Consider the following 24,780-nt stretch of genomic DNA (forward strand, 5'->3'; position numbering starts at 1 on the left):
CGGTCATTGTTCACGGTGCCGAGCAGAAGCTGCACTTCGTTGTCTCGCCCTTCAACAACGAGTCGGCCTCGTTCAAGAAGCTCTCGACTTCGAGCGGCCATGGCCGCGAGGGCTGCGGATCGATCCGCGACACGCTGGCAGGCAGCGAGGTCGGCTGAGGCCTGCTCGCGATCAAGGGCGGCGTAGTCTGCGTATTGCTTGCGCACCCGGCCAAGCTCAGCAGTAACAGCGCGGCCGCGGGCAGCCAGGACGCCGAGGCGGTTTTCGTATCTATTGACGTTCTCCTGTTGCGTTTGGCATGGCTCGCGACCAGCGCCACCACGCGCTGCAGGTCGACCAGTGCGGCCAGCGCACGGGCGGTGTACCGCGTGCAGATGGAGCAGCAGTGCGCCGTCTCGGGCTGCCAGAAGGTGCTGTTCATGGTCACGAAGTGGAGCGGCGACGAACTGGTCGAGCGCCGTGAAGCCTGATATCTGCCCGACCTGCAGCTGCGCGCAGATCGTCGCAGGCTGGGCCCAGTTCGCGCAGGACCTCGCCGCCTACGTGCCGTCCGACACGCCCACCATCGAGAAGGTCGTGGCCGAGCCGGTGGAAGCCCTGCCCGCCCCCTTCGTGCAGGTCACCGGCCAGCTCGCGCTGCAGGACAACTTCAAGGTGTTCGAGGAGCGCCTGCGCGAGTTCCTCGCGACCAAGCTCATCCGCGAGCCGAAGACCGACGAAGACTTCGTCAACCTCGACGCGCAGATCAAGGCGATGAAGGAGGAGCGGCAGGCGCTGAAGGCCGCGAAGGCGCAGATGCTCGCGCAGGTCCAGCCGGCAGCCAGCACTGCGCGCCGCCGACCTACCGCCCTGCCGAGACGCAGCGCGGATCCATCCGCTGCCAGAAGTGCGGCGGCCTTCTCACCCACGTGGCCAGCGCGGTCGACGGCCGGACCTCCGGCCGCTGTTCGAGCGCGGGCTGCATCAAATGGACGGACTGAACGTGATCGACTCGCGCGCCCCTGCCGCCTCTCCGACCGAATGGCAAAACGGTCCCCACCGCTATCACCGAAGAGATGCACGTGGCCGCCGTGCGCACCGCCGCGCGCTGCACAGGGAACGACGACTTCCCGCCGCGGGTGTACCGAGCCATGCTCGCGGCCGCGCCGGCGCACGCAGACTCGCTGCGTGAGGCACTCGGCAAGATTGCCGCCCTCGAAAGTCGGGACCCGAACGCAGGGCGGATCGCGCGCGCCGCGCTCCAGGGCATCCGCTTCAGTGCCGGGCACCCCGCCGCTCAAGCAGGAGCACTGCAGGCGGTGAGCGACGAGCGTGCCGCGTTTGAGGCTGAAATCCGCAAGGACGCCGGAGACCTGAGCACGTTTGGCAGCGGGAGCAACTTTCACTATTGCAACAGCGCAGTGAACAACGCTTGGTGCGGCTGGAAAGCTCGTGCCGCCCTCGCAGCCACGCAGCCCACTGCAGTACCCGCAGCGGTTGTTGAGCCCATCGGCGACGGCCAGGGAGAGGCGATGCTGCTCAAGGCCTTGCCGGTGGGCACGCTGCTCTACGCCGGCGCCGATGGGGCGGGTGCGTTCCAGGCGCGCGTGCAGCCATGGCTCCTAGCGTGCTTCGGCGCGACCATCGCCGGCGACCGCGAGGAACGTAACCACCGCTTCCTGGAAGAGGCCGTCGAGCTGGTGCAGGCCTGCGGCTGCACGCGCAGCGAAGCGCACCAGCTCCTGGACTACGTCTTCGACCGCCCAGTCGGCGAGGTCGCCCAGGAGGTGGGCGGCGTCATGGTCACGCTGGCCGCGCTGTGCTTGGCGCAAGGCCACGACATGCACCCGGCAGGCGAGGTCGAGCTGGCGCGCATCTGGACGAAGGTCGAGCAGATCGGCACGAAGCAGGCGACGAAGCCGAAGCACTCACCGCTGCCAGCCACGGAACTCGACAGCCCATCACGCGACGCCAACAGGAACCACACGCAATGAGCGGCAGCGTCCCAGTCGACCTCAGCCGTTTATCGCGTGGCGCTGCAACGCGCCGTTGTCGAGACTATTTTTTGGTCTGCTTTTTGAAGCATTCAGGAGGGGCGTTCGGCTCCTTGCACTCGGGTGGCGCTGCTACAGCTGCGCTCAGAACGACCGAAGCGAACGCGAAAAGAATTGCTGAACGAAATGTTTTCATAGCGCCTTCTCCTCAAAAGTTGCCGAATGCTGGCACAGCTAGGTCAGCGCGTCGACAGGAAAAGCGCTATGCCAGCCAGCTGGGAGTTGAGCCATGAGTAGCATGTTCCTCATTGACGAGGAGATTGACGGCATCTGCGACGGCTTGGGCGCTAACTCACATGCAGCAAAGCGCAAGCGCCTGCCCGGAATGGGCCTGATCGTGAACCGCAAGCCGAACGGCCGGCCACTGGTGGTGCGCTCGCACGCCGAGGCGGTGCTGAGCGGCCGCGCCGCGCTGGCGCAAGAGGCCGCCTTGTCGGCGGCGCGCCCCGCTGCTGGCGACTGTGCTGCCGTCATTGCCCTTTTTGGCCGGAAGGCGGCCTAAGATGCCCCCCACCATGGGCCGCCGCCGAAAAATCGACACTGGGCTGGAGCCCCGCGTCTACCTCAACCACGGGGCCTACTACTACGTCCACCCGGGCGGCAAGTGGGAGCGCCTGGGCACCGACAAGGACGACGCGAACCGCAAGGCCCGGATCCACAACGACCCGGACAGCCTCTACGGCACGATGGTCTACTGGCTGGACCAGTTCCTGCTGCACTGCGACCAGCGAGTCCTGAAGAAGACGATGGCCGCGCGCACGCGCGACGACTACCGCGACGCCATCGAGGCGCCCACCGCCACCCGGAAGCGCGGCGCGCTGCGCGTGTTCTTCGCGCCGCCGCGCACGCCCGCGGACATCACGCCGGCGATGGTGCAGGACTTCTTGACGACCATGCATGAGCTTGGCCGCCCGACGCCGGCGAACCGGGAGCGCGCGTGCCTGTCGGCGTGCTTCGGCTGGCTGCTGCGCACGGGCAAGGTGCCGGGCCTGCAATACAACCCCTGCCTGCGCGCCAGCGGCGTCCAGAAGAACAAGGAGGTGCGCCGGGCGCGCTACGTCAAGCACGACGAGTTCCGGGAGGTCTACGCGGTTGCCGCGGCCAGCGAGCGCCTGATGATGGAGCTGACCTACCGCACGCTGCAGCGGCCCGAGAGCGACATCGTGCTGTGGACCTCAGCGAACCTGATCACCGAGGGCGGCGTGCGGAAGCTGCACCACATCCAGAACAAGACGAAGGTCGAACTGAAGATCGAGCTGCCGGCCGGCGTGACGATCCTGCTCGACAAGGCGCTCGGCACCGAGAGCAACGTGGTGCGGCTGATGCAGCCGCTGGTGCACCGCCTGGACGGCGACGCCTACACCTACGACGGGATCTGCTCGAATCTGAAGAAATCCATCGAGGTCGCCAACGTGCGCCGGAAGGCCCGCGGCATCGCGCCCATGCCCTCCTTCGGGTTCCGGGACCTCAAGGGCAAGGGCGCGACGGACATGTGGCTCGCCGGCGTGCCCATCGAGCAGATCCAGCTGCTCTGCGGCCACAAGAACAAGGCGACGACCGAGGTCTACATCAAACAGCGCTGGAGGGAGACCGCACAGCCGAACATGGTGGAGTTGGCCTCGTAGTGCTTTCCCGACACCAGCTCAGGCCCGTTCCAACCTATGGATGCTCATCACCAGACGAAGATGAACCTTCAATTTCGGGCTTCGTGTCTGAACTGCGATGGACTTCAAGGCGTCCAGATGGATGCCGCGCGTCCACAGGCTGACCGCCGAAATATTGCTCGCCTCCAACCTGAAGGGGTGAGACAGAACATCCGGTCGATTCTCTTGAGCGGCTCGTTTGTCGACGAGTTCGATAAGGGCGATCTCGGCCTGTTGGCGCGCCTCGCCTTCCATATATACCTCGTCAATTGCAGGCAACTCGGATGGGTATCCGGCAAGCGGAAACTCGACTAGACCGCTGGTCCGAGCGTAGGACGGGCGGCTTGTGAGCACATGGAATTCGGCCTCCCACAAGGCGTTCGACTCCTGCCAGGCTGAAACGATCACGTAGGACTCCCCTAGCAGCCCATTCGGCAACCCGCGCACGGCGAACATCGATGGATGTTGTTGGTTCATTTCTTCTCCAAAGCCCGAAAGCGTGCCCGCTTTGGATCGAAGTAGCTACCCGAAGATGCCCTACGCCAGTTCGATCAAAGGAGGCACCTTCAGGTGCCAAATATCCAGTGTTTTGCCCCCCTGTTTTGCACGTTTAATAGGCAGTTTGAGGGGGTTGATCCGCTGAAATTGTTTGGCGGCGCCAGGGCGGCTTTGCAGCATTCATGCGCCCCAGCGCCCCGAACTGTCATCCGACTGTTAATCCGTAGGTCCCTGGTTCGAGCCCAGGTCGAGGAGCCACAATAAGCCGCAAGGCAACTGAAAAGCCCGCTACATAACGTAGCGGGCTTTTTTCATTGTGGGCGCTTGTCGCCGCCTCGCACACGCTCATGTGCAGGTACATGCCGCATCGAGTTCGCGCATTCACATGCCGTTCAGGTCCGCGCTGCACATTCCGGCGCCATGACCCTCAAGAACGGGAAGCGCGCCGCCGTCACCGGCATGCTTCAAGTGGCGCCGAAAGGCCCCGGCCCCGAGAACCAGTTCATCCAGTTGCGCCCGACATTGCACGGACGCGAAACGGATGTGTTGAAGGCAGTCGCCACGCTGCCCGCGGAAATCCGCACGCCCCAGGCGACGGCGACCGAACTCGTCCGCAGGGGCATCGGCATTCCTTATTCGACGCTTTGCTCGATCCTTCGGCGGCTGGAGCAAAAGGGCGCGCTGCGCCTGGGGCGCGTCAAGTCTTGAGCCCTTCGTTCGGGCTGCAAGGCAGCCGCTAGACTCGCCCTTCGTCCATCGAATCGAGGTCTTGAATGAAAAGCACGAGTCAATACGAATTCAGCCTGCCCCTTTGCAACGAAGAGCAGCAGCGCCAGGTGCAGAAGGCGCTCATGTTTCCCGGCGCGATCACCACAGCCACCGTCAACCGCACCATCGGCGCGGCCGGCGTGATCGTGCAGGCCAGCTTCACGCCAGCGCAGTCCCTCGGGCTCATGCATGCGGAGATCATTTCGCGCATCGCACCGCTGGGCCTCGTGCCGATGCGGGTCCCCTCCGTTGCGGCCTGATCGGGAAGCCAGACGCACCCTTGGCGGTTCCTGAATGCCTCGCTGCCCGAACGGCAGCGGGGCATCTTTCATTGGGGAGCCCTTGCCGCATAGACTCGGTATGCAACGAAAGCTCACATGCCCGCCATCTCCCGCATCCAGAAAGAACAGGCCCTGCGCGCCGCCGGCATCGCGCTCAGGCCCTACCCCACGCTGGCGACTGTCGCGCCTGCGGGAGACCAGCGCGCAGCCGACCTCGCGCTGCTCGACGCAGGCACGGCCTGGGAGCGCGAACTCGAACGGCTGTACCTGCAACTGCTCATGACCCAGGCCCAGGCCGCCTCGGGTGACGCGGGCGAGGTGTTCGTGGAACTGTCCCGGCGCGAAGGCCTGGCGGCCGGGCTGGAACAACTGAACCAACGCGTGCCGCACCGGTACACCGCGGTGTACCGGCTCGAGGGCGAGTTGCTGCGCAACATCGAGCTCGTGGACAAGGCCCACGAAGTCAGGCCCGAATTCCTGGCCGAAGTCCCTTTGGGCACCAGCTTCTGCCAGTACGTGCTGCGGGATGGCATGTTCCTCACCAGCAACTCGGCGCAGGACGACCGCCTGGACGGCCATCCCTACCAGGGCGTGATGGTCGCCTACCACGGCGCTCCGATCATGGACAGCACCGGCGCGCTGTTCGGGTCGCTCTGTCACTTCGATGTGCAGGAGCAGCCGCTGAGCGACCTCGAGTTCGAGCACCTCAAGGCGATCGCGCAGGTCATCCGGCCGCTGCTGGACGACGCGCCGTAGGCCGGTCGAGGAAGAACTCCTAGCCGCGCTTTCCGAATCGCGGCCCGCGGCACCACTTCGCATCGGCAATCGAGGCACAACCGCACGACCCGCAGACCGTGCGTCACCGGATGGTCGACGGATTCCCCTACAGTCCTGACCATGCATTTCAAGCCGCAAGTTGTCCCCGGATTCCCCGCCCCCTCTCCTTCCCGACCGCTCATCCCTCCTCGGATGGCATTGGCCTTTGCTTCGGGCGCACTGAGCGTCCTGCTCATCGGTTGCGCCACCAAGCCCGCCCCGGCCCCCGCGCCGAAGAAAGCGGCAAGTGCCAAGCCGGCGTCCTCGGCCCGCAACGACGCCCGTCCCGCGCCCGAGCGCCGCGCGCGGAGCAGTGAACCCGCACCGTCGACACCGGTCTCCCCGTCCGCGCCCGTGGCCAAGGCGGAGCGCAATTTCCTTCGCCCGTCGAACGGCACCGTCATCCAGCGATTCGACGGCCGCAACAGCAAGGGCGTCGACTTCGCGGGATCGGAGGGCGACCCCGTCATTGCCGCGCGCGACGGCAAGGTCGTCTATGCGGCCGTGGGCCCGCGCGGCTACGGCCAGCTCGTGATGATCAAGCACGACGCGACCTTTGTGACTGCCTACGCGCACAACAGCAAGCTGCTGGTCAAGGAGGGGCAGTCCGTCAAGAAGGGCCAGGTGATCGCCCACATGGGCCGCACCGAAGCCGATCGCGTCAAGCTGCACTTCGAGCTGCGCCGCAACGGCAATGCGGTCGATCCCAATGCGTATTTCTCGGCTGACTAGCGCCTGATTTTCCGCGGCTTGCCGGCCGCTTCATCGTTCCGTGCAAATCAGTTGAATCCAGCGCGGCGCCTCGTGCGTAGCTCCTGCATGGCAACAACGAACACCGAACTGAAGATGCCTCCGCGGCTGGGTTTCGAGGATATTTGCGCGCAATTCAATGTGCCGGCAAAAAAGGGGGCACGCGTCGTCTACCAGGGCCAGCCGGGAACGGTCACCACGGCCCGGGGCCTCATGGTGCGCGTGCGGCTCGACGGCATGACGTGGTCGCGCCCCTACATGCCCGACGAGCTCGAGTGGATCGACGAGGTTGACGAAGGCGACGAGGCATCGAAGGCGAACGACGACGACGCGCGCAACGATGACCGGTGCACGTCTTATCGGCAAGACGCGTGAGGCCTTTGCTTGACGGACGTCCTCCCCTCCCTACACTCGAGCGGATGGTCCCCTCGCCCGCGTTCCGCCCACACCCTGCATGCGCAGCCCTGCCTTCGGCAGCCGGCGCGCGTCGCACGGATGTCGTTGCGGCGATCTCGGCGGTGTTCCGACACACCTGCGCACTTTCCTGAGCCCGGTGGTCCGCTACTTTCCTTGATGCGCAAACCATAGACCGCCGGGCACCGCTCCCGCGCGTTCATTGGAGTGCTTCATTCATGCTTGCAACGATTCACGGAGAGCGCACGCTCACCGAACTGGACTTCGTCCGCCTTCAGAAACTGACGGGCGGTCACCCTCCCCCGGCGCTCGCCGATCTCCTGGACATGGCGGACGTTCTTCCGTCGCGCGAGGTGCCCGCGGACATCGTCACGATGTACGCGCAGGTCGAAATCGAAGACCTGCCCACGCGCGAGCGGCAGAAGCTGGTCGTCTGCTACCCGGACGATGCGGCGCCGAACGACGGCTTCATCTCGGTGCTGTCGCCCGTGGGCATCGGGCTGCTCGGCCTGAAGGCCGGTGCAACGGCGCGCTGGCGCACGCCGGGCGGCGAAGAGAGCGCCGCGCGCGTGCTCACGGTGCTCTTCCAGCCCGAGGCCAGCGGCGACTACACGACCTGACGGACCTGACGGATCTGATGGTCGATGTCAGGGTCGAGCTCAGTGCTGGACGACGGGGGTGCGGCCCTTCGCGCTGTCGATGGTCGCGCTGACGGAGCTGGTGTTGACGGCCAGGGCCACCAGGATGGAGCCGACGAAGGAGGGGTCCGAAGCGCCGCTGAAATTCGAGGCGCCGGCGATGGCCAGGGCCTGCGCGACTTGTTGACGGGTCAGTTCCGCTGCTGCTTCGCCAACGACATTCTTCTTGGTGGTTGCCATCTGAAAACTCCTCGTGTTGAAGGCCCGACTGTAACTGCGCCGCAGCGGGCGCCGGGCCATCTCCCTGCGCCTTCCGGGGAGCCTTGGGGCCGCCTGTCCGCGGGTGCGCGCCGGGTCATAATCCCGCCCGCTTCGCCGCGCGCGGGACCATGACTTTCGGCACTGGCCTGCCGATGCGCCAGGTCGTATCGTCGCGCGGTCGCTGGCGGCGCGACGAATCGGGGAGGTCATACAGGCCACGCGGTCCCACTTCGGTACCCGATGAGTGGCGCTTCCCGGCGGGAGCGCTTCTTCATTCCTTACCTGTTGATCCGGACATGGCTTCTTCCAAACTTTCTTTCGCAAGCGCCAGCGTGCTTGCCGGCGCGCTGGTTCTCTCCGGCTGCGCAACCACCGACATGCAGATGGGCAGCCAGTCGGCCAAGACCGTGGCCACCGGCAGCGCCGCCGGCTCGGCCACCGCCGGCGAAAGCGGCGCGCTCGAGCGCTGCGACTCGCCGCTGGGTACCGTCTCCCTCATCGAGAACGTCAACGCCGGTTGGTACACCGTGCTCACCGGCGAATACAAGCTGCCGCCCACGGCCAACCTGCTGCGCCTCCTGGTGCAGCAATCGAACTGCTTCGTGGTGGTCGAGCGCGGCGCGGCCGGCATGAACGCCATGACGCGCGAGCGTGCGCTCATGCAGTCGGGCGAAATGCGCGGCGGCAGCAACTTCGGCCGCGGCCAGATGGTGGCTTCCGACTACGGCCTGTCGCCCGAAATCGTGTTCAGCAACAACGACGCCGGCGGCTTGGGCGGTGCGCTGGGCGGCCTGGTGGGCGGCGGCCGTGGCCGCGCCATCGCGAGCATCGGCGCGAGCCTGCAGACCAAGGAAGCCAGCGCGCTCCTGACCCTCATCGACAACCGCTCGGGCGTGCAGGTCGCGGCCGCCGAAGGCAGCGCCTCCAAGACCGATTTCGCGGGCTTCGCGGGCCTGGGCGGCCACTCGGGCGCGGGCGGCATCGGCGGCTACACGCGCACGCCGCAGGGCAAGGTGATTGCCGCGGCCTTCATGGACGCCTTCAACCAGATGGTCCGTTCGCTGCGCAACTACAAGGCGCAGACCGTGCGCGGCCAAGGGCTCGGCGGTGGCGGCCGGCTGGGCGTGGATGGCGGCGCGGCACCGTCGCAGACCTCGGCACCAGCCGCCCGTCGGCGCAAGTAGGCACAAGTAGGCGAGCAAGCCCATCGCCTTTGCAGGCCGGACCCCGGCCTGAATTTCGCCCGGGTTCACAATTCACCCCTCTGGAGGTGAACACGATGGATGGTTTGGAAGAGACGGCGGAAGCGGCAAAAGGCAAGCTCGTCTACCCCTTTGCGGAGCTCCCGCCACGCGGCAAGTCGATCGAGGTCGCCGCGGGCGTGCACTGGATCCGCATGCCGCTGCCCTACTCGCTCGACCACATCAACCTGTGGGCGCTGGACGACGGCGCCGGCTGGGCCGTGGTGGACACGGGCGTGCGCACCGAGGAAACGGCGGCCGTCTGGCGCGAGCTCTTCGCCAATTCGCCCGACACGCGCGGCCTTACCCGCGTCTTCGTCACGCACATGCACCCCGACCACGTGGGCATGGCCGGCTGGCTCACGCGCAAGTTCGGCGTGCGGTTGTGGATGACGCGCTCCGAATACCTCATGTGCCGCGTGATGGTGTCCGACACCGGCCGCGAGGCGCCCGACGACGCCATCGCCTTCTACCGCCGCGCCGGCTGGAGCGATGCGGCCATCGAGACCTACCGCACGCGGTTCGGCAATTTCGGCAAGCACATCCATCCGCTGCCCGACAGCTTCCGGCGGCTTCGCGACGGCGAGGTGCTGCGCATCGGCGCGCACGACTGGCGCATCGTCACGGGCAACGGCCATTCGCCCGAGCACGCGTGCCTGTACTGCCCCGACCTCAAGGTGCTGATCTCGGGCGACCAGATCCTGCCGCGCATCTCGTCCAACGTCTCGGTCTCGCCGATCGAGCCCGATGCCGATCCCATGGCCGACTGGCTTGCGTCGCTCGCCAAGCTCCGGCGCGAGGTGCCCGACGACGTGCTCGTGCTGCCCTCGCACAACGAATGTTTCCGCGGCCTGCATGCGCGCATCGACCGGCTCCAGCAGGGGCAGGAGCGCGCGCTCGACCGGTTGCGCAACACCTTGAAGACACCGAAGCGCGCGGTCGATGTGTTCGCGAGCCTGTTCGCGCGCAGCATCGCCGAGTCCGACGTGCAACTGCTGGGCATGGCAACGGGCGAGAGCCTCGCGTGCCTGAACTACCTGCTGCACCGCGGCGAGGTCGCCTGCGACATCGCCGAAGACGGCATTGGCTGGTACCGCCTCGCGAGCTGATGCGCTAGGCGCCGAACCAGTCGCGCGCCGAGCGCCCCTGGTCCGGGCCCAGCATCGAGAAGCCGCCATCGACCGGAATGTCCGCGCCGGTCACGAAGCGCGCGGCGTCCGAGCACAGGAACAGCACCACCTGCGCCACGTCGTCGCCGTCGCCCGCGCGGCCCAGCGGATGCAGCGGCGCCGCCATGCGGTCCGCGTGCGCGCGGTCGCCGCCCGCCATGCGCGAAAGCGCGTCCGACCAGGTCCATCCGGGCGACACCGAGTTCACGCGCACACGCCGGTGCGCGAGGCTCGCGGCCTGGTTGCGCGTGAGCTGCAGGATGGCCGCCTTCGCCGCCGGATAGAGCGCCCGCCCCGCCGTACCGAACTTGCCGCCGACGCTCCCCATGTTCACCACCGACCCGCCCTGCGCCGCCAGCGCATCGGCGGTCTTGCTCACCAGCAGCGCGCCGGAAACCAGGTTGACGTCGAGCGCCTGCAGCCATTCGCCGCGCGAAGACGCCATGCCGTTGTCGCCGTACACCACCGCGTTGTTGATGAGAAAGTCGATGCGCCCCTCGCTGGCCAGCGCATCGGCCACCAGCGCATCGAGCGCCGCGTCCGAGGCGATGTCGCAGACGACGAAGCGGCAGCGCGGCCCCAGCTCGGCCGCCAGCGCCTCGCCGCGCGTGGCATCGATGTCCACCGCCAGCACCTGCGCGCCGGCCTGCACGAAGGCACGGACGATGGCCGCGCCGAGCATCGCAGCCGCGCCGGTGACGATGGCGACTTTTCCTTCGAAATTCCAGTTCATGGCAGGGCCTTCATCTGTGCAACCGCTTCGTCCACGTGCACCACGTCCGCGAGCATCGCCAATGTCTCCAGGCTCGCCGCGTGCAGGTGCGCCTGCGCAGTGTTGCAGGCATCGGCGACGACCGCCACCTCGTAGCCCAGGTCGCTCGCGTGGCGCGCGCCGTGCTCGACCACGTGGTTGGTCGCGATGCCCGCCACGTAGAGCCGCGATGCGCCGGTGCGGCGAACAACGTCTTCGAGTCCGCTGGCCCAGAACGGGTTGTTGCGCTTGTGGGTGACGATGGCCTCGCCCGGCAGCGGCGCGAGCTCCTCGTAGAACTCCGCGCCCCACTCGCCATCGAGCACCGCCCCGGTTTCGGCCACGCGCCGGAACAGCGCGCAGTTGCCGAGGCAATCGGTGTATCCCGGCGCGAAGGCGATGCGCACGAAGATCACCGGCACGCCGTTCGCCCGCGCGCCGGCGATCAGGCGCGCGGCCGAGGCGATCAGCAGCGGGCGCGCCGGGTCGTCGGCCGCCACGCCCACCCGCACCTTGCCATCGGCGTGCAGCACGTCGTTCTGGTAGTGCATGGCCAGCAGCGCGGCCTTCACATGAACACCTGCAGGGCTTCGTGCGGCGCGTCGCAATTGACGAGCTCGACGCGCTTCATGTGGATGCGGAATCCGTCGCCCTCGCGCCGCAGCGTGTGCAGCACGCTGCCGCCGAAGGTGCGCTGCTCGGTCTTGCGCCATTCGAGGAGCAAGAAGGTCGAGCGCACCACGCAGCTTTCTCCACCTCCCTGCTCGTCGCGCGATTCGAGCCCGATGTTGCCCACCACATGCACCGTGCGCGTAGGCGGCTGCTGCGAATAGGCGCGCGCCTGCTCGAGCCGGCGCGCCCGCATCGAGCGCAGCAGCGCGTCTTCGCAGAAGAGCGAGGCATGGTTGATGTGGTCCGTCTGCCCGTGCACCAGCGGCACCCAGTAGAGCCCGTCGGGCGTGAAGAGCCGCTGCCATTCGTCCCAGCGGTGTTCGTCCAGGAGGCGCGCCTCGTGGTGCAGGAACTGCGTGATCGCCTGCTGCTCGTGCCAGTCGTTGAAGTTCATTCGGCGCTCCCGGCCTGCTCACCGATGTCCATGTACGAGGCCCACGCCGCGAACATGTTGCGGGACGGCATCTCGCTGTTGCCGTTGGAGGCCCGTCCGCCCGGCAGCGGCTGGTCGCGCCCGGCCGCGCGGTGCATGCTGACCCAGTCGCCGCCGTCGGAGGCCAGCCCCTCCTGCACGCGGTTGTAGGCCTCCAGGTCGTCGGGCATCACGTTCGACGAGGGCGAGTTGACGATGTTGGTGTACTTCAAGGTGCGCTGGAAAGTCGCCTCCGGTGCGCCCTTCAGGCGAAAGCTGAAGATCTCCACCAGCGTGCGATCGACCGACAGCGGCCGGATCACGCGGATCTGCTGGAACGAGGTGTGCGGCGAACAGCTCGGGTAGACGATGGTGTTGTGCCGGTTCACCCGCAGGATTTCGTCGGCGCGCTGCGCACCCTGGCTGGCTTCGAGCGCGGCCACATAGGCCAGGCTCACCGGGTCGGTGGGCGGCACGAAGATGCCCTCCATGAAGCCGTGGCCGTTGTCGTAGCCCTTGAGCTCCAGGTTCTCCCAGAACTCCAGCGGCTCGCCGTTGCCGTCGACGATCACCACCTCGAAGGGCTTGGGCGTGCCCGAGGGCATGGCCTCGAATTCTTCCTTGGCCGCGCGCCACGACGACTCGTGCGTGGCCACCGCATGGATCGTGTCGTGCAGGTTCTCGAAGAAGATCTTCCAGTTGTTGCGCTGGATCACGCGCTGCACGCCGCCGGCCACTTCCACCTCGCCATCGGGGGCGCGGTCGCAGAAGTTGTCGAGCGACGTGGCCACGCCGCCGAGGAAGTCGGCCAGTTCGGGCCCCTCTTCGGACAGGCTCGCGAACACGAAGCCGCGGTGGCTCGCCACGCGCGCCACCTTGCGCACCGCGTGCGACCCGCTCTTGAGGTCGAGCGCCGTGTCCTCGTAGCCGCTGCGCAGCGGCACCGACAAGAGGCTGCCGTCGCACTTGAAGGTCCAGCCGTGGTACAGGCACCGCAGGAACTTGCCGGCGCTGCCGCTGCCATCGGGAACGATCTTGGCGCCCTTGTGCGGGCAGCGGTTGTACAGCACGTTCACCGCGCCGTCGGTGTGGCGCACCATCACCACGGACTCGCGGCCCAGGCGCGTGGTGAAGTAGTCGCCGACGTTGGGCACCTGGCTCTCGTGGCCCACGTACAGCCAGGCCTGGCCGAAAACGCGGTCCATCTCCAGCTCGAAGATGGCGGGGTCGGTGTAGACGCGCTTGTGCACGCGGTCGGGCTGCACGAGCGACTGGATGTCGATGGGAGCCTTGGCGGCTATGGGGATGATGGGGATGATGGGGATCACGGAATTCATCGGATGGGTCTCCTGAAGCGTCGTCAGATGTCGAGCACCAGGTGCGGCGTCTTGGCGCGCGACACGCAGGTGCACAGGGTCTTGCCGCCCGCCTTCTCGCGCGGGCTCAGGTTGTGGTCGCGGTGGTCGGGCACGCCCTCCACCACGTCGACGACGCACACACCGCAATCGCCCTGGCGGCAGTCGTACATCGGGTCGAGCCCGGCGGCGATCAGCACGTCGAGCAGGCTCTGGCCGGGCGCCACCGCGAGCGTCTTTCCCGAGCGCAGCGTGCGCACTTCGAAGGCCGTGTCGCCGGCCTCTGCGAGCGCGCCGGCGAAGAGCTCGAAGTGCACGTGGTTCTCGGGCCAGCCCTGTGCGCGGGCGGTGTCGACCACCGCCTGCACCATGCCGCGCGGGCCGCAAACATGCAAGTGGCGGCCGCTCTGCGGCGCCGCAAGCAGCGCGCGCAGGTCGAGGCCGCGCGCGGGGTCGCCGCCGTCGTGCACCACCGTGCCGCCGAGCGCGCGCACGTCGGCGAGGTAGGCGGTCGCCTCCTCGCTGCGCGTCGCATAGAAGAAGTCGAAGGCCTGCCCCTCGGCGGCCAGCGCGCGCGCCATGCACAGCAGCGGCGTGATGCCGATGCCGCCCGCCACCAGCAGCGGCGGCAGCGCCCCCTCGTGCAAGGCGAAGTCGTTGCGCGGCGGGTGCGCGGCCAGCACCGCGCCGGGCACGAGGCCGTGCATCCAGGCCGAGCCGCCCGAGCCCTCGGGCTCGTGCAGCACCGCGATCTCGTAGCTGCTGGAGCCGTCGTGCGGGCGCACCAGCGAATACGCGCGCTGCCCGCTCGACTGCGCGACCTGCACGCTCACGCTCAGGTGCGCGCCCGGTGCGAACGGCGGCAGCTCGCCGCCATTCGCCGGCCGCAGCACGAAGGCCTTGATGGCCGGCGTGAGCGGCGTGACCGAAGCCACCACCAGCGCCAGTATGTCAGCGCCCTGCGTCATCCGAGCGGCAGCGCGGGGTCGGCGATCGTGAGGCCGCTGGACTTCGACCAGCGCGGCATCAGCGTGTTCGACGGCAGCGTTTCGTCCACCAGCTTGCGCGCGGTCTCCACGCCCGCCACAGGCAGGCCCTTGGCATCGAGCAGGCCGATCTGCACCAGCACGCTGGCCTGGTCCCAGTAGATGTGCTCGTGGTAGAGCTTGTCGCCGCGGAACTTGACGATGGCCACGAGCGGAATCTCCACCGGCTTGCCGGTCGGCGCGATGCCCGGCAGCATCCAGTCGACTTCCACCGTGTGGGTGAAAGAGAAGAGCATCTCGTCCACGATCTGCGTCGCGCCCACGGTGCGCGAAATCGGTGTGAGCCGCGTGTCCGGCGGCGTCGTCGGAATGAAGTGGTGCTTGTAGAAGCGAGAGAGCTCCCTGGCGCCCACGCCGCCGGTCATCGTCGGGATGTGGTTGACGTAGGGCTCGCTCACCATCGTGCCCATGGTCGCGACGACATCGCGCGTGCCGAACTCGTACTCGCAGTGCTTGTCCCAGAGCGCCGACAGGTCGTAGACCGGCCCGATGGCTTCCTTGAACAGCGCCATGGAGCGCTGGTGCGCCATGAGCGTGGAAGGCTTGTCGAAATGGTCGCCGCCGGTGCGCGCGAACGCGTGGTCCACGCCGGGGTAGACGTACATCTGGGCGCCCGGCTTGCCGGCAAAGGCCTCGAGCACCTGGGCGCGGGCCTCGGGTGGGCAGAACTGGTCGAGCTCGGCGAAGTGCAGCGCGATCGGGCATTCGATCTTCGGCACGAGGTCGAGCGCGGCCTCGATGCCCACGCCGTAGTAGCCCACCGCGGCATCCACGCCCGAATGCGCAGCCGCCAGATACGCCAGCTTGCCGCCGAGGCAATAGCCCAGCGCGCCGACCTTGCCGGTGCAGGCCGGGTGCGCGCGCAGCGCCTTCACGCTCGCGGTGACGTCGGCGATGCCGGCGTCGATGTCGAACTTCTGGAAGAAGCCGAATGCGCGTTGCCAGTCCTCCGGCGAATAGCCCAGGTCGACGTCGGGCTCCATGCGCCAGAAGAGATCGGGTGCGAGCACCACGTAGCCCTCTTCGGCATAGAGGTCGGCCACCTCGCGCACGTAGTCGTTGATGCCGAAGATCTCCTGGCACAGCACGATGCCGGGGCCGCTGCCCGAAGCCGGCAGTGCGAGGTAACCGCGAAAGCTGCGGCCGTCGCCGGCCGGGATGTCGATGTACTGACTCATCGTGGATGTCTCCAAAGTGGTGGGGCTTTTCGGAATTCTGGGCAGCGCCCTTGGCGATGTCTGTCCACTTCCTGCAAACAACGTCGCTGCAAGAAACGGATAGCCCGCCGCGGCGGCGGCACGCAGACTGCGACGCGCATTGCATTCACCCCCCACGTCAACCGAATCCCTCCAGAGGAGATCTCTCATGTCGCAGACAAGCATCCGAACGGCCTTGTTGGCCCTCGCCGCCGTCACTGGCGCATCGCTGTCACAGGCCCAGCCCGTCAAGGTCGGCCTCGCGATGGACCTCTCGGGCCCCTTCGCCGTCGGCGGCGCAGAGTCCAAGGCCGGCTTCGCGGTGGCGATCAAGCAGCTCAACGGCAAGCTGGGCGGCGTGCCGGTCGAGTTCGTCGAGGCCGACACCGCCGGCAACCCCGACCTGGCCCGTCAGGTGGTCGAGCGCATGCTGCTGCGCGACAAGATCGACCTCTTCACCGGCCCCGTGGGCTCGTCGGTCGCGCTCGCGGTCGGTCCGCCGCTCTTCGCCGCCAAGGTGCCCTACCTGTCGAGCAACACCGGCCCGAGCGACTACTCGGGCGCCAAGTGCAACCCCTACTTCTTCGGCGCGTCGTACCCCAACGATGCGTACCACGAAGCCGCGGGCAAGTTCGCCTCCGACAAGGGCTTCAAAAAAGTCGCGCTCATCGCCCCCAGCTACCCCGGCGGCAAGGACGCGGTCAACGGCTTCAAGCGCAACTTCAAGGGTGGCGTGGGCGACGAGCTCTACACCAAGCTCGGCCAGCTGGACTACTCGGCCGAGCTCGCGCAGATCCGCGCGAGCAAGCCCGACGCGCTCTACTTCTTCCTGCCCGGCGCGATGGGCGTGAGCTTCATCAAGCAGTTCGTCGGCGCGGGCCTCTCGAAGGACGTGGCGCTGATCTCGACCGCCTTCTCCGCCGACGAGGACATGATCCCCGCCGTGGGCGAGCCGATGCTCGGGCTTTTCAACACCGCGCACTGGTCCTACGACCTGGACAACCCCGCCAACCAGCGCTTCGTGGCCGAGTTCCGCCAGCAGAACAACGGGCGCAATCCGTCCTTCTATGCCGGCCAGGCCTACGACGTGCTCATGGCGATGGATGCGGCCGTGCGCGATGCCGGCGGCAAGGTGGCTGACAAGCCCGCGCTGCTCAAGGCGATCAAGGCGGCGAAGTACAAGTCGGTGCGCGGCGATTTCAGCTACGGCGCCAACAACTTCCCGATCCAGAACTACTACCTGCGCGTGATCGGCAAGGACGCGAGCGGCCGCATCACCAACAAGGTGATCGGCACCGTGCTGCAGAACTACCAGGACAGCTCGGCCGCCAAGTGCGCGATGAAGTCCTAATGTCTTGAAGTGTCGCGCGGGAGCTGGCCGAAGCGCTCCCGGTAACAGGCGGCAAAGCGGCTCAGGTGCGAGAAGCCGCAGTCCAGCGCGATCTGCGTCACGCTCGCGCCGTCGTGCCGCGCGAGCTGCGCATGCGCGGCATCGAGCCGCATGTTGCGCAGCACCTCCATCGGCGAGAGCTCGCGATGACGCCGGAACAGGAGTGCCAGCGTGCGCCGCGTCACGCCCGCGGCCTGTGCCACTTCTTCGAGCGACAGGGCCGTGTCGAGCCGGCTGCGCATGAATTCTTCGGCGCGCCGCAACTGCCCGAGGCTGGCTGCCTCCGAGCCGAGGCGCAGCGCATCGTGCTGCCGCCGCACCGAGTTGGGCCTGTGGCACAGCAGGTAGAGCATGAGGTTGTCTTCGCAGTGGGCCAGCCAGCGCGGGTCGTACGGGGTGCCGCCGTCGCCCGCCGCAGGCAGCAGCGACGCGAGGTTGGCCACCATGCGGCACCACTGCGTGCCGGCGGCGTCGTCCAGCCGCAGCGGCATGTCGAAATCGATCTCGCCCACCTCCTCCGCATGGCGCACGGCGAAGGCGCGGCGCGCCACGTCCTGCAGGCGGCCCAGTTCGATCTTGAGCATCAGCTGCTCGCAGTCGGCATGCCAGCGCAGCCGCACCGGCTTGTGCGCGGACACCACCGCGCCCTGGCCCGGATGGATCTGCAGCGTCTGGCCGCCCGTGCGGATTTCGGCATGGCCGTGCAGCGGCATCTGCACCAGCACGAAGTTGCCGAGCGCGTCGGGCTCGATATCGACATCGCAGCCGTAGCGCAGGATGCACAGCGACAGTGCGCTCATCTCGGCGCGGCAGAACACCGCATCGACCTTGCCGCGCCCCCAGACGCTGCGATGGTCCTTCAGCTCATGGGCGACCAGCGCGTGGGTTTCGTCCGCCTCGCGCGAGCGGAACACCTCGCGTCGGTACAAGGGAGAAAGCTGCTGGCTCGACCATGCGTCCACGGGCACTCCTGGGGTCAGGGGGTTGGAAACCATTGTTTGCCACTGGGGGCGTGCCCGCAATCTACCGCCGGGTCGCGCTTGCCGCCATGGGGCTTGCCCCGACGTGCAAGAAGCTTGCCCGGCATCGCTCCACGAATGTGCCGCTCAGACCGTGAGCACGACCTTGCCGATGTGCCCCGCACGCTCCAGGTATTCGTGCGCCTGCACCACGTCGCCGAATGCGAACTCGCGATCGATGCGCACCTGCAGCGTGCCGTCCGCGAGGCCCGCGTCGATGAAGGCCAGCGCGCGGCCGAGCGCGGCCTCGTCGCGCGGCAATCCCATCGTGGCCGCGCCGGTGTGCTCGAGCACCTTGTAGACGTGGAAGCGCCAGCTCTTTCTGAACTGCGCGATCACCGGGTACCTGAATTCGGCCCCGCCCGAGAGGCCGTACAGCACATACAAGCCGCGGTGCGCGACCACGTCGCCGAGCCGCTCGACCTGCGCACCGCCCACGCCGTCGTACACCAGGTCGACGCCGCGGCCCTCGGTGAGCTGCAGCACGCGCTCGCCCACGTCTTCATCGTGCGTCACGACCACGTGCGTTGCACCGGCTTCACGCAGCGCCTCGCGCTTGGCAGCGGTGCGCGTGACCGCGATGGCGACGATGCCCGCCGCGTGCGCCATCTGCAGCGCCGCGATGCCGGTGCCCGATGAAGCGCCGGTGACGAGCATCACCTGCCCTCGCTGCAACTGCGCCATCTCGAACATCGGGAAGTAGCCCGTGAGGTAGGCCATGTACGCCCCCGACGCCTGCGCGGCCGAAAGGTTGCCGGGGTACCGCACCACGTGCGTCGCCGGCAGGAGGATGTGCTCGCCATAGGTGGGATAGCGTCCCTGGCCGGCGCCCGGCAGCACCGCGACCTTGTCTCCCGCCTTCAGCCCTTCGACGCCCTCGCCCACCGCTTCGACGACGCCCGCGGCCTCGTTGCCCAGCCCGGCTGGCAGCGTCGCGTCCTCGATGTAGAGGTTCTCGCGCCACAGCGCATCGGCCCGGTTCAGGCCGATGGCCTCGACCGCGACGCGCACCTCGCCGACGCCGGGCGCTGGCGTCTCGACCTCCTCGATCTTCAGCACCTCGGCACCGCCGAACGCGTGAAAGCGAACCATCTTGCCCATGAAAAATCTCCTTCTTGAATGATCGATGGCTTAAATTTAGAAGCCTGAGGACCATCGAGGAAATCGATTCGCGGGATATTCGCTATGCGCGCAATCGATAACGCCAGGACGCAGATGAAACCCATCGAACTCAACCGCATCGACCTGAACCTGCTCACGGTGCTGGCCGCGCTCATGCGGGAGCGCCACGTCAGCCGCGCCGCGGAGCGGTTGAACCTGGGTCAGCCCGCGGTGAGCCATGCACTGTCGCGGCTGCGCGAACTCACCGGCGATCCGCTGCTGGTGCGGCAGGGCCGCGTGATGGAGCCGACCGAGCGCGCCCTCGCCTTGATGCAGGGCCTGGGCCCCGCGCTCGCGCAGATCGAGGCCACGTTCCGCGCGCAGGCCGACTTCGAGCCCGAGCGCGCCGCACCGGTGTTCCGCATCGGCCTGACCGACGACTTGCAGATCGCGATGCTGCCGCGCCTGCTGCGCGCGCTCAGCGCCGAAGTGCCCGGCGCCAAGCTGGTGACGCTCACGGTCTGCTACCGCAACGCCATGCGCTACCTGGAGCAAGGGCGCGTGAGCGCGGTGATGTCGTTCCTGAAGGACCTGCCCGCCGATGCGAAGGTCCGCAAGGTCCGCACCGCGCGCTTCGCCATGCTGCGCGCGGACGGCGTGCCCGGAAAACTCTCGCTCGACGACTATTGCCGGCGCCGCCACGTGCTCGTGACCTATGCGGGCGACCTGTGCGGCACCGTCGATGAAACGCTGGACGAACTCGGGCGGCAGCGAGACGTGGCGTTCTCGGTGCCGCAGTTCGGGAGCCTCCCCGCGGTGCTTGCCGGCACCGACCTGCTGGCCACGGTGCCGGAGCACGTGGCGCTGGCGCTGTCGGCGCAAGGCGGCCTGCGCTACGAGGCCTTGCCGTTCGAGAGCCCGGACTACCAGATCAGGATGGCCTGGCGCGCGGTGACCGACAAGGACTCGGCGGAGGCGTGGTTGCGCAAGGCCATGCTGCGCGCCTTCAACGATTAGGATGGCAACCCGCTTTCACGGAGGGCACCGCATGCCAAATGCCGAAACGAACTTCGAGCTGACCGCCAACGACGGCTACGCGGTGGAAGGCCTGCCGCTCATCCTCATCGGCCACAGCATGGTCTCGTTCGCCACGCAGTACTACCTGACGCGGCACAGCGAGTTGCTGTCCGGCGCGGTGCTCTCGGGCACCGCGGCGCTCGACCTGCTGGGTGCCGCGTTGCAAAGCGGCTTTCGCCTGGAAGACATGAACGCCGCGCTGCCCGATGTGCGCACCCCGTTCGACTGGCTCAGCCGCGACCCGGCGCAGGTCGATGCGTACATCGCCGATCCGCTGTGCGGGTTCACGGTCTCGGCCGAGGGCCTGGGCTCCATGTTCGCGGACCTCGCGGAACTCACGCCCGCGGCGATGCAATCGCGCATCCGGCCCGAACTGCCGCTCTATCTCTTCATCGGCGACCAGGACCCGGTCAGCAACAAGGCCGAATGGTTCTACCCCTTGGTGCAGCGCTACCGCGAGGCGGGCCTGCGCGATGTGTCGTGCCACGTGTTCGGCGGGGCGCGCCACGAGACGCTGAACGAGACCAACCGCGATGAGGTCGTGGCGGTGTTGCTCGCCTGGATTGCGCGCGTTGTGTCATCCACTCGTTGAGCCAAGAAAATGCGCAACCTGAAAACGATCATCGCCCTCGCGCTCCTGGCCCTGTGCGGCAGCGCGTCGGCAGCGGACCTCAAGGTGCTGACGGCCGGCGCGTTCAAGCCGGTGGTCGCGGCATTGGCGCCGGCCTTCGCGCAGCGCACGGGCCATCGGCTGGTCATCGACAACGACACGGCCGGCGCGCTGCAGCGCCGCATCGGCGATGGCGAGGCTTTCGACGTGGTGGTGCTGACGCCGGCTGCGCTCGACCAGTTGGCCAAGGCCGGCAAGGTGGACGCCGGCACTTCGGCGCGGCTCGCGCGCGTCGGCATCGGCGTCGCGGTCAGGCAGGGTGCGCCCGCGCCCGACATCGGCAGCGTGGCCGCACTCCGGCAGACGTTGCTGGCCGCGCGCGCCGTGGCCTACATCGATCCGGCAGCGGGCGGCTCCAGCGGCGTGTACCTGTCGCAGCTGTTCACCACGATGGGCATCGCGCCGCAGATCGAGGCCAAGGCGGTGCTGGTGCCCGGCGGGCTGGTGGCGCAGCGCGTGGTCGATGGCAAGGCGGACATCGCCATCCACCAGATCAGCGAGATCCTCGCCGTGCCGGGCGCCGCGCTGGTGGGCCCGATCCCGGCCGAGATCCAGAACTACACGGTGTATGCCGGGGCCGTGGCAGTCGCCGCGCGCGATCCGGCGGCCGCGAAAGCTTTTCTCGCGCTGCTCGGCAGTGCCGAGGCTCGCGAGGTTCTCACGAAGAAGGGCATGGAAGGGCCCTGACGCCGAGGCCGCCGAAGCGAGCCTTCGTGCGCCTCACCGCGACCGCCCATCGAAGTGCGTGACCGGCACGGCCGCGAGGTCGATGCCCTCGATGCAGCGCACGTTGATGGCCGCCATCGGCTCGCCCTTCGGACCGGTCGCCTCGCTGTAGGGCTGGATGCCGCAGTTCGGGCAGAAGCGGTGCCTGATCGCGTGCTTGTTGAAGAGGTAGGTGTTCGCGTTCTCCTCGGGCGTGAGCAGGCGCATCGCGTCGCGCGGCACGAACCACAGGAGCGAGCCCCTGCGCTGGCACATGGAGCAGTTGCAGGCCATGGCCGAGGCGATCTCGCCTTCGGCTTCGAACTTCACGCGGCCGCAGTGGCAGCTTCCTTCGTACTTCATGGTGTGTGTCTCCGGCATGTGGGGCGACAAGGATGGCAGCCGGCCGCGGCCATGGCAAGCGTCACCTGTGCGGCTCAGCGCACCGTCACGCGGAAATCGGGCGACTGCGCCACCACCGCCGCGATCTCCGCCATCAACGCCCTCGCCCCCGGCGATGGGAAGGCGCCCTGCCGCTGCGTGAGCCCGATCTCGCGCCGCGTCTCGTCCAGCGGAAAGTCCAGCACCACGAGGCTGCCGTCGCGGATCTCGTAGCGCAGCTGGTGCGGCGAGATCGCGGTCAGCATGTCGCTCTCCAGCAGCAGGCCGCGCAGCACGGCGAGGTCGCCGGTTTCCACCGCGGGAATCGGCGGCGCCTCGCGCGCGGACGAGAAGAACCGCTCGAGCAGTTCGCGCGACGGCGTGTTGTGCCGCGAGAGCGCCCAGGTCGCCTGGCGCAGCGCATCGAAGTCGATGCGCTTCGCATGCACCAGCGGATGGCCCGCACGCGCGATCACCGCGATGCGGTCCTCGAACAGCGCCTCCTGCTGCAGCTCCTTGGCTTCGGCGGGGCTGCGCAGCGCGCCGAGGATGAAGTCGATGTCGCCGCTGCGAAGCGACGCGGCCAGCGCGTCGTACGGGCTCTCGACCGTGGCGACGTGCAGCCCCGGATGCCGCGCGAGCAGCGCGGCGATCGCGAGCGGCAGCACCTGCGTGCGCCCGAGCGGGAGCGCGCCGACGGTCACGCTCCCCTGCAGCGTGCCTTCGCTCGCGGCGATGTCCGGCCCGATGTGGCGCAGCTCCGCGAGCACGCGCTTGAAGTGAAAGGCCACGATCTCGCCGGCCGGTGTCGGCGCGAGGCCGCGCGCCTTGCGTTCGAGCAGCGCGGCGCCGAGCCCTGCCTCCAGGTCCTTCAGCGCGCTGCTGATGGCCGGCTGCGTGATGCCGAATTCGCGCGCGACGGCGGGCATGTTGCGCTTCTCCACCAGGCTCGCGATGACCGCGAGCCGCCGGCCGTTGAGGATCGACGCGAAGAGCGAGGGCACGTCGGCGGTCGCGCCGATGCCGCCGCGCGCGACGAGCTGCAGGCGCGCATCCTCCAACTCGCGCTCGATGCGAAGCGCGCGCACCCGCACCAGCTCGCCATAGGAATTGAGCGCCATGCCCCGCGCGCGGCGATCGAACAGCGGCCGGCCCAGCACGCCTTCGAGCGCCGAGATGGAGCGCGTGACGCCCGAGGCGACGCGGTACAGGCGCTCGTCCGCGGCCCGGGCGATGCTGCCGGCGGCGGCCACGGCCGAGAACGCGCGCAGGTGCCGCAGGTTGATGGCGAGCGCGCTTCCGATCACTTTGTCTTGCTGGTTCGCCGGGGTCATTTCAATCCTCGGGGTAAACCCTATCGATAAGAAAGTCTGATGGTAGGGCAACCCGAACTCACGCCAAGCGAAGGCGCGCGCGACCACACTCGAAGGCATCCGAGCCAACCACCGATTGGGTGAGAAAAAAATGATCATCGACTGCCACGGCCACTACACCACGGCGCCCAAGGCGCTGGAGAACTGGCGCAACCAGCAGGTCGCGGGCCTCAAAGACCCCGCGCTCAAACCCCGCGTTGCCGATCTGAAGATCAGCGACGACGAACTGCGCGAATCGATCGAGGGCAACCAGCTGCGCCTCATGAAGGAGCGCGGCAGCGACTTGACGATCTTCAGCCCGCGCGCGAGCTTCATGGCGCACCACATCGGCGATTTCGAGACCTCGTCGACCTGGGCCGCGATCTGCAACGAGCTGTGCTTCCGCGTGAGCGAGCTCTTTCCCGATCACTTCATCGGCGCGGCGATGCTGCCGCAATCGCCCGGCGTGGACCCGCGCAGCTGCATCCCCGAGCTGGAGCGCTGCGTGCGCGAATACGGCTTCGTGGGGATCAACCTCAACCCCGATCCCTCGGGCGGGCACTGGACTTCGCCGCCGCTGTCGGACCGCCACTGGTACCCGCTCTACGAGAAGATGGTCGAGCACGACATCCCGGCGATGGTGCATGTCAGCACGAGCTGCAACGCGTGCTTCCACACCACCGGCGCGCACTACCTGAACGCGGACACCACCGCGTTCATGCAGTGCCTCACCTCCGACCTCTTCACCGACTTTCCGACGCTGCGCTTCGTGATCCCGCACGGCGGCGGCGCGGTGCCCTACCACTGGGGACGCTTTCGCGGGCTCGCGCAGGAGATGAAGAAGCCGCTGCTCAAGGACCACCTGCTCAACAACATCTTCTTCGACACCTGCGTCTACCACCAGCCGGGCATCGACCTGCTCACGCGCGTGATTCCCGTGGACAACATCCTCTTCGCGAGCGAGATGATCGGCGCGGTGCGCGGCATCGATCCGGAGACCGGCTTCTTCTACGACGACACGCGCCGCTACATCGACGCGACGCCGATGCTCGATGCCGCAACGCGCCACAAGGTGTTCGAAGGCAACGCACGCCGCGTCTATCCGCGCCTCGACCGCGCACTCATTGCCAAAGGCCTCTGA

Annotated in this window: 30 protein-coding genes; 18 read left to right on the top strand and 12 right to left on the bottom strand. The window is 67.8% G+C overall.

The window, feature by feature from the left end:
- Window positions 1–287: 287 nt before the first annotated feature.
- From JC881_RS32290 to JC881_RS03090, 5 genes are all read left to right on the top strand, one after another.
- Entirely contained in the window at window positions 288–470 is a 183-nt protein-coding gene (locus JC881_RS32290) for a hypothetical protein (protein ID WP_233101501.1), read from the top strand.
- Complete coding sequence (locus JC881_RS03075) at window positions 460–1,302, top strand: hypothetical protein (RefSeq protein WP_198784228.1); 843 nt, start codon at window positions 460–462, stop codon at window positions 1,300–1,302. The genes JC881_RS32290 and JC881_RS03075 overlap by 11 nt, the downstream gene beginning before the upstream one ends.
- A gap of 98 nt (window positions 1,303–1,400) precedes the next feature.
- Entirely contained in the window at window positions 1,401–1,973 is a 573-nt protein-coding gene (locus JC881_RS03080) for a hypothetical protein (protein WP_233101502.1), read from the top strand.
- Window positions 1,974–2,262: 289 nt separating this feature from the next.
- A complete protein-coding gene (locus JC881_RS03085; protein ID WP_198784229.1) occupies window positions 2,263–2,535 on the top strand; it encodes a hypothetical protein in 273 nt (90 codons plus the stop codon).
- A 1-nt stretch (window position 2,536) separates the two neighbouring features.
- Window positions 2,537–3,658, top strand: a complete 1,122-nt coding sequence (locus JC881_RS03090; RefSeq protein ID WP_233101503.1) for a site-specific integrase — start codon at window positions 2,537–2,539, stop codon at window positions 3,656–3,658.
- A gap of 18 nt (window positions 3,659–3,676) precedes the next feature.
- Here JC881_RS03090 and JC881_RS03095 read toward each other — a convergent pair whose 3' ends face one another.
- On the bottom strand, window positions 3,677–4,153 hold the full coding sequence (locus JC881_RS03095; RefSeq protein ID WP_198784230.1) for a hypothetical protein: 477 nt from the start codon (window positions 4,151–4,153) through the stop codon (window positions 3,677–3,679).
- Between the two features lie 441 nt (window positions 4,154–4,594).
- On the opposite strand from JC881_RS03095, the gene JC881_RS03100 reads away from it, so the two are divergent.
- The 6 genes from JC881_RS03100 to JC881_RS03125 all read left to right on the top strand — a co-directional run bounded on the left by JC881_RS03100 (window position 4,595) and on the right by JC881_RS03125 (window position 7,823).
- Window positions 4,595–4,882 (top strand): hypothetical protein, encoded by a 288-nt coding sequence (locus JC881_RS03100; protein WP_198784231.1) that lies wholly within the window; start codon window positions 4,595–4,597, stop codon window positions 4,880–4,882.
- A 65-nt stretch (window positions 4,883–4,947) separates the two neighbouring features.
- Window positions 4,948–5,202, top strand: coding sequence for a hypothetical protein (locus JC881_RS03105; protein WP_198784232.1), 255 nt, complete (start codon window positions 4,948–4,950; stop codon window positions 5,200–5,202).
- A 117-nt stretch (window positions 5,203–5,319) separates the two neighbouring features.
- Entirely contained in the window at window positions 5,320–5,979 is a 660-nt protein-coding gene (locus JC881_RS03110; protein WP_198784233.1) for a GAF domain-containing protein, read from the top strand.
- 141 nt (window positions 5,980–6,120) lie between these two features.
- Window positions 6,121–6,771 carry a murein hydrolase activator EnvC family protein gene (locus JC881_RS03115; RefSeq protein WP_198784234.1) on the top strand — a complete coding sequence of 217 codons (651 nt, stop codon included), beginning with the start codon at window positions 6,121–6,123 and terminating at the stop codon, window positions 6,769–6,771.
- Between the two features lie 87 nt (window positions 6,772–6,858).
- Window positions 6,859–7,164, top strand: a complete 306-nt coding sequence (locus JC881_RS03120; RefSeq protein ID WP_198784235.1) for a polysaccharide deacetylase — start codon at window positions 6,859–6,861, stop codon at window positions 7,162–7,164.
- Window positions 7,165–7,421: 257 nt separating this feature from the next.
- Complete coding sequence (locus JC881_RS03125; protein ID WP_198784236.1) at window positions 7,422–7,823, top strand: GreA/GreB family elongation factor; 402 nt, start codon at window positions 7,422–7,424, stop codon at window positions 7,821–7,823.
- Between the two features lie 39 nt (window positions 7,824–7,862).
- Here the strand turns inward: JC881_RS03125 and JC881_RS03130 are convergent, their stop codons facing one another.
- Window positions 7,863–8,081 carry a hypothetical protein gene (locus JC881_RS03130; RefSeq protein WP_093432143.1) on the bottom strand — a complete coding sequence of 73 codons (219 nt, stop codon included), beginning with the start codon at window positions 8,079–8,081 and terminating at the stop codon, window positions 7,863–7,865.
- A gap of 317 nt (window positions 8,082–8,398) precedes the next feature.
- Here JC881_RS03130 and JC881_RS03135 point away from each other — a divergent pair, with 317 nt between their 5' ends.
- Together JC881_RS03135 and JC881_RS03140 are read left to right on the top strand one after the other, a co-directional pair.
- Complete coding sequence (locus JC881_RS03135; protein ID WP_198784237.1) at window positions 8,399–9,286, top strand: CsgG/HfaB family protein; 888 nt, start codon at window positions 8,399–8,401, stop codon at window positions 9,284–9,286.
- A 95-nt stretch (window positions 9,287–9,381) separates the two neighbouring features.
- Window positions 9,382–10,452, top strand: coding sequence for an MBL fold metallo-hydrolase (locus tag JC881_RS03140; RefSeq protein WP_198784238.1), 1,071 nt, complete (start codon window positions 9,382–9,384; stop codon window positions 10,450–10,452).
- A 4-nt stretch (window positions 10,453–10,456) separates the two neighbouring features.
- Here the strand turns inward: JC881_RS03140 and JC881_RS03145 are convergent, their stop codons facing one another.
- The 6 genes from JC881_RS03145 to JC881_RS03170 are packed head-to-tail and all read right to left on the bottom strand — an operon-like array spanning window position 10,457 to window position 15,926.
- Entirely contained in the window at window positions 10,457–11,245 is a 789-nt protein-coding gene (locus JC881_RS03145) for an SDR family oxidoreductase (RefSeq protein ID WP_198784239.1), read from the bottom strand.
- Complete coding sequence (locus tag JC881_RS03150) at window positions 11,242–11,835, bottom strand: cysteine hydrolase family protein (protein ID WP_198784240.1); 594 nt, start codon at window positions 11,833–11,835, stop codon at window positions 11,242–11,244. The genes JC881_RS03145 and JC881_RS03150 overlap by 4 nt, the downstream gene beginning before the upstream one ends.
- Window positions 11,832–12,329, bottom strand: a complete 498-nt coding sequence (locus JC881_RS03155) for an aromatic-ring-hydroxylating dioxygenase subunit beta (RefSeq protein ID WP_198784241.1) — start codon at window positions 12,327–12,329, stop codon at window positions 11,832–11,834. The genes JC881_RS03150 and JC881_RS03155 overlap by 4 nt, the downstream gene beginning before the upstream one ends.
- Window positions 12,326–13,684, bottom strand: coding sequence for an aromatic ring-hydroxylating dioxygenase subunit alpha (locus JC881_RS03160; RefSeq protein ID WP_198784242.1), 1,359 nt, complete (start codon window positions 13,682–13,684; stop codon window positions 12,326–12,328). The genes JC881_RS03155 and JC881_RS03160 overlap by 4 nt, the downstream gene beginning before the upstream one ends.
- Window positions 13,685–13,707: 23 nt before the next feature.
- Window positions 13,708–14,670, bottom strand: coding sequence for a PDR/VanB family oxidoreductase (locus JC881_RS03165; protein WP_198784243.1), 963 nt, complete (start codon window positions 14,668–14,670; stop codon window positions 13,708–13,710).
- Window positions 14,667–15,926, bottom strand: a complete 1,260-nt coding sequence (locus JC881_RS03170) for a dienelactone hydrolase family protein (protein WP_198784244.1) — start codon at window positions 15,924–15,926, stop codon at window positions 14,667–14,669. The genes JC881_RS03165 and JC881_RS03170 overlap by 4 nt, the downstream gene beginning before the upstream one ends.
- Window positions 15,927–16,113: 187 nt before the next feature.
- Here JC881_RS03170 and JC881_RS03175 point away from each other — a divergent pair, with 187 nt between their 5' ends.
- Window positions 16,114–17,295: an ABC transporter substrate-binding protein gene (locus JC881_RS03175; protein WP_198784245.1), complete on the top strand. Its 1,182-nt coding sequence runs from the start codon at window positions 16,114–16,116 to the stop codon at window positions 17,293–17,295.
- Here JC881_RS03175 and JC881_RS03180 read toward each other — a convergent pair.
- The gene (locus JC881_RS03180) at window positions 17,292–18,296 is read right to left on the bottom strand and encodes an AraC family transcriptional regulator (RefSeq protein WP_198784246.1); all 1,005 of its coding nucleotides are present in this window, start codon (window positions 18,294–18,296) and stop codon (window positions 17,292–17,294) included. The genes JC881_RS03175 and JC881_RS03180 overlap by 4 nt on opposite strands.
- Window positions 18,297–18,440: 144 nt before the next feature.
- Window positions 18,441–19,454, bottom strand: coding sequence for a zinc-dependent alcohol dehydrogenase family protein (locus JC881_RS03185; protein WP_198784247.1), 1,014 nt, complete (start codon window positions 19,452–19,454; stop codon window positions 18,441–18,443).
- A gap of 114 nt (window positions 19,455–19,568) precedes the next feature.
- Between JC881_RS03185 and JC881_RS03190 the strand changes: the two genes are divergently transcribed.
- Genes JC881_RS03190 through JC881_RS03200 form a run of 3 tightly spaced genes read left to right on the top strand, consistent with a single transcriptional unit; the run spans window position 19,569 to window position 21,888 of the window.
- The gene (locus JC881_RS03190) at window positions 19,569–20,471 is read left to right on the top strand and encodes a LysR family transcriptional regulator (protein WP_198784248.1); all 903 of its coding nucleotides are present in this window, start codon (window positions 19,569–19,571) and stop codon (window positions 20,469–20,471) included.
- 31 nt (window positions 20,472–20,502) lie between these two features.
- Window positions 20,503–21,123, top strand: coding sequence for an alpha/beta fold hydrolase (locus tag JC881_RS03195; RefSeq protein ID WP_233101504.1), 621 nt, complete (start codon window positions 20,503–20,505; stop codon window positions 21,121–21,123).
- Between the two features lie 9 nt (window positions 21,124–21,132).
- Window positions 21,133–21,888, top strand: a complete 756-nt coding sequence (locus JC881_RS03200) for a substrate-binding domain-containing protein (RefSeq protein WP_198784249.1) — start codon at window positions 21,133–21,135, stop codon at window positions 21,886–21,888.
- Window positions 21,889–21,921: 33 nt separating this feature from the next.
- Here the strand turns inward: JC881_RS03200 and JC881_RS03205 are convergent, their stop codons facing one another.
- Both JC881_RS03205 and JC881_RS03210 read right to left on the bottom strand, forming a co-directional pair.
- The gene (locus tag JC881_RS03205; protein ID WP_198784250.1) at window positions 21,922–22,269 is read right to left on the bottom strand and encodes a GFA family protein; all 348 of its coding nucleotides are present in this window, start codon (window positions 22,267–22,269) and stop codon (window positions 21,922–21,924) included.
- Between the two features lie 74 nt (window positions 22,270–22,343).
- Complete coding sequence (locus tag JC881_RS03210) at window positions 22,344–23,621, bottom strand: LysR family transcriptional regulator (protein ID WP_198784251.1); 1,278 nt, start codon at window positions 23,619–23,621, stop codon at window positions 22,344–22,346.
- A gap of 130 nt (window positions 23,622–23,751) precedes the next feature.
- Here JC881_RS03210 and JC881_RS03215 point away from each other — a divergent pair, with 130 nt between their 5' ends.
- On the top strand, window positions 23,752–24,780 hold the full coding sequence (locus JC881_RS03215; RefSeq protein WP_198784252.1) for an amidohydrolase family protein: 1,029 nt from the start codon (window positions 23,752–23,754) through the stop codon (window positions 24,778–24,780).

It is taken from the genome of Variovorax sp. IB41 (assembly GCF_016405905.1).
Lineage (GTDB): Bacteria > Pseudomonadota > Gammaproteobacteria > Burkholderiales > Burkholderiaceae_C > Variovorax.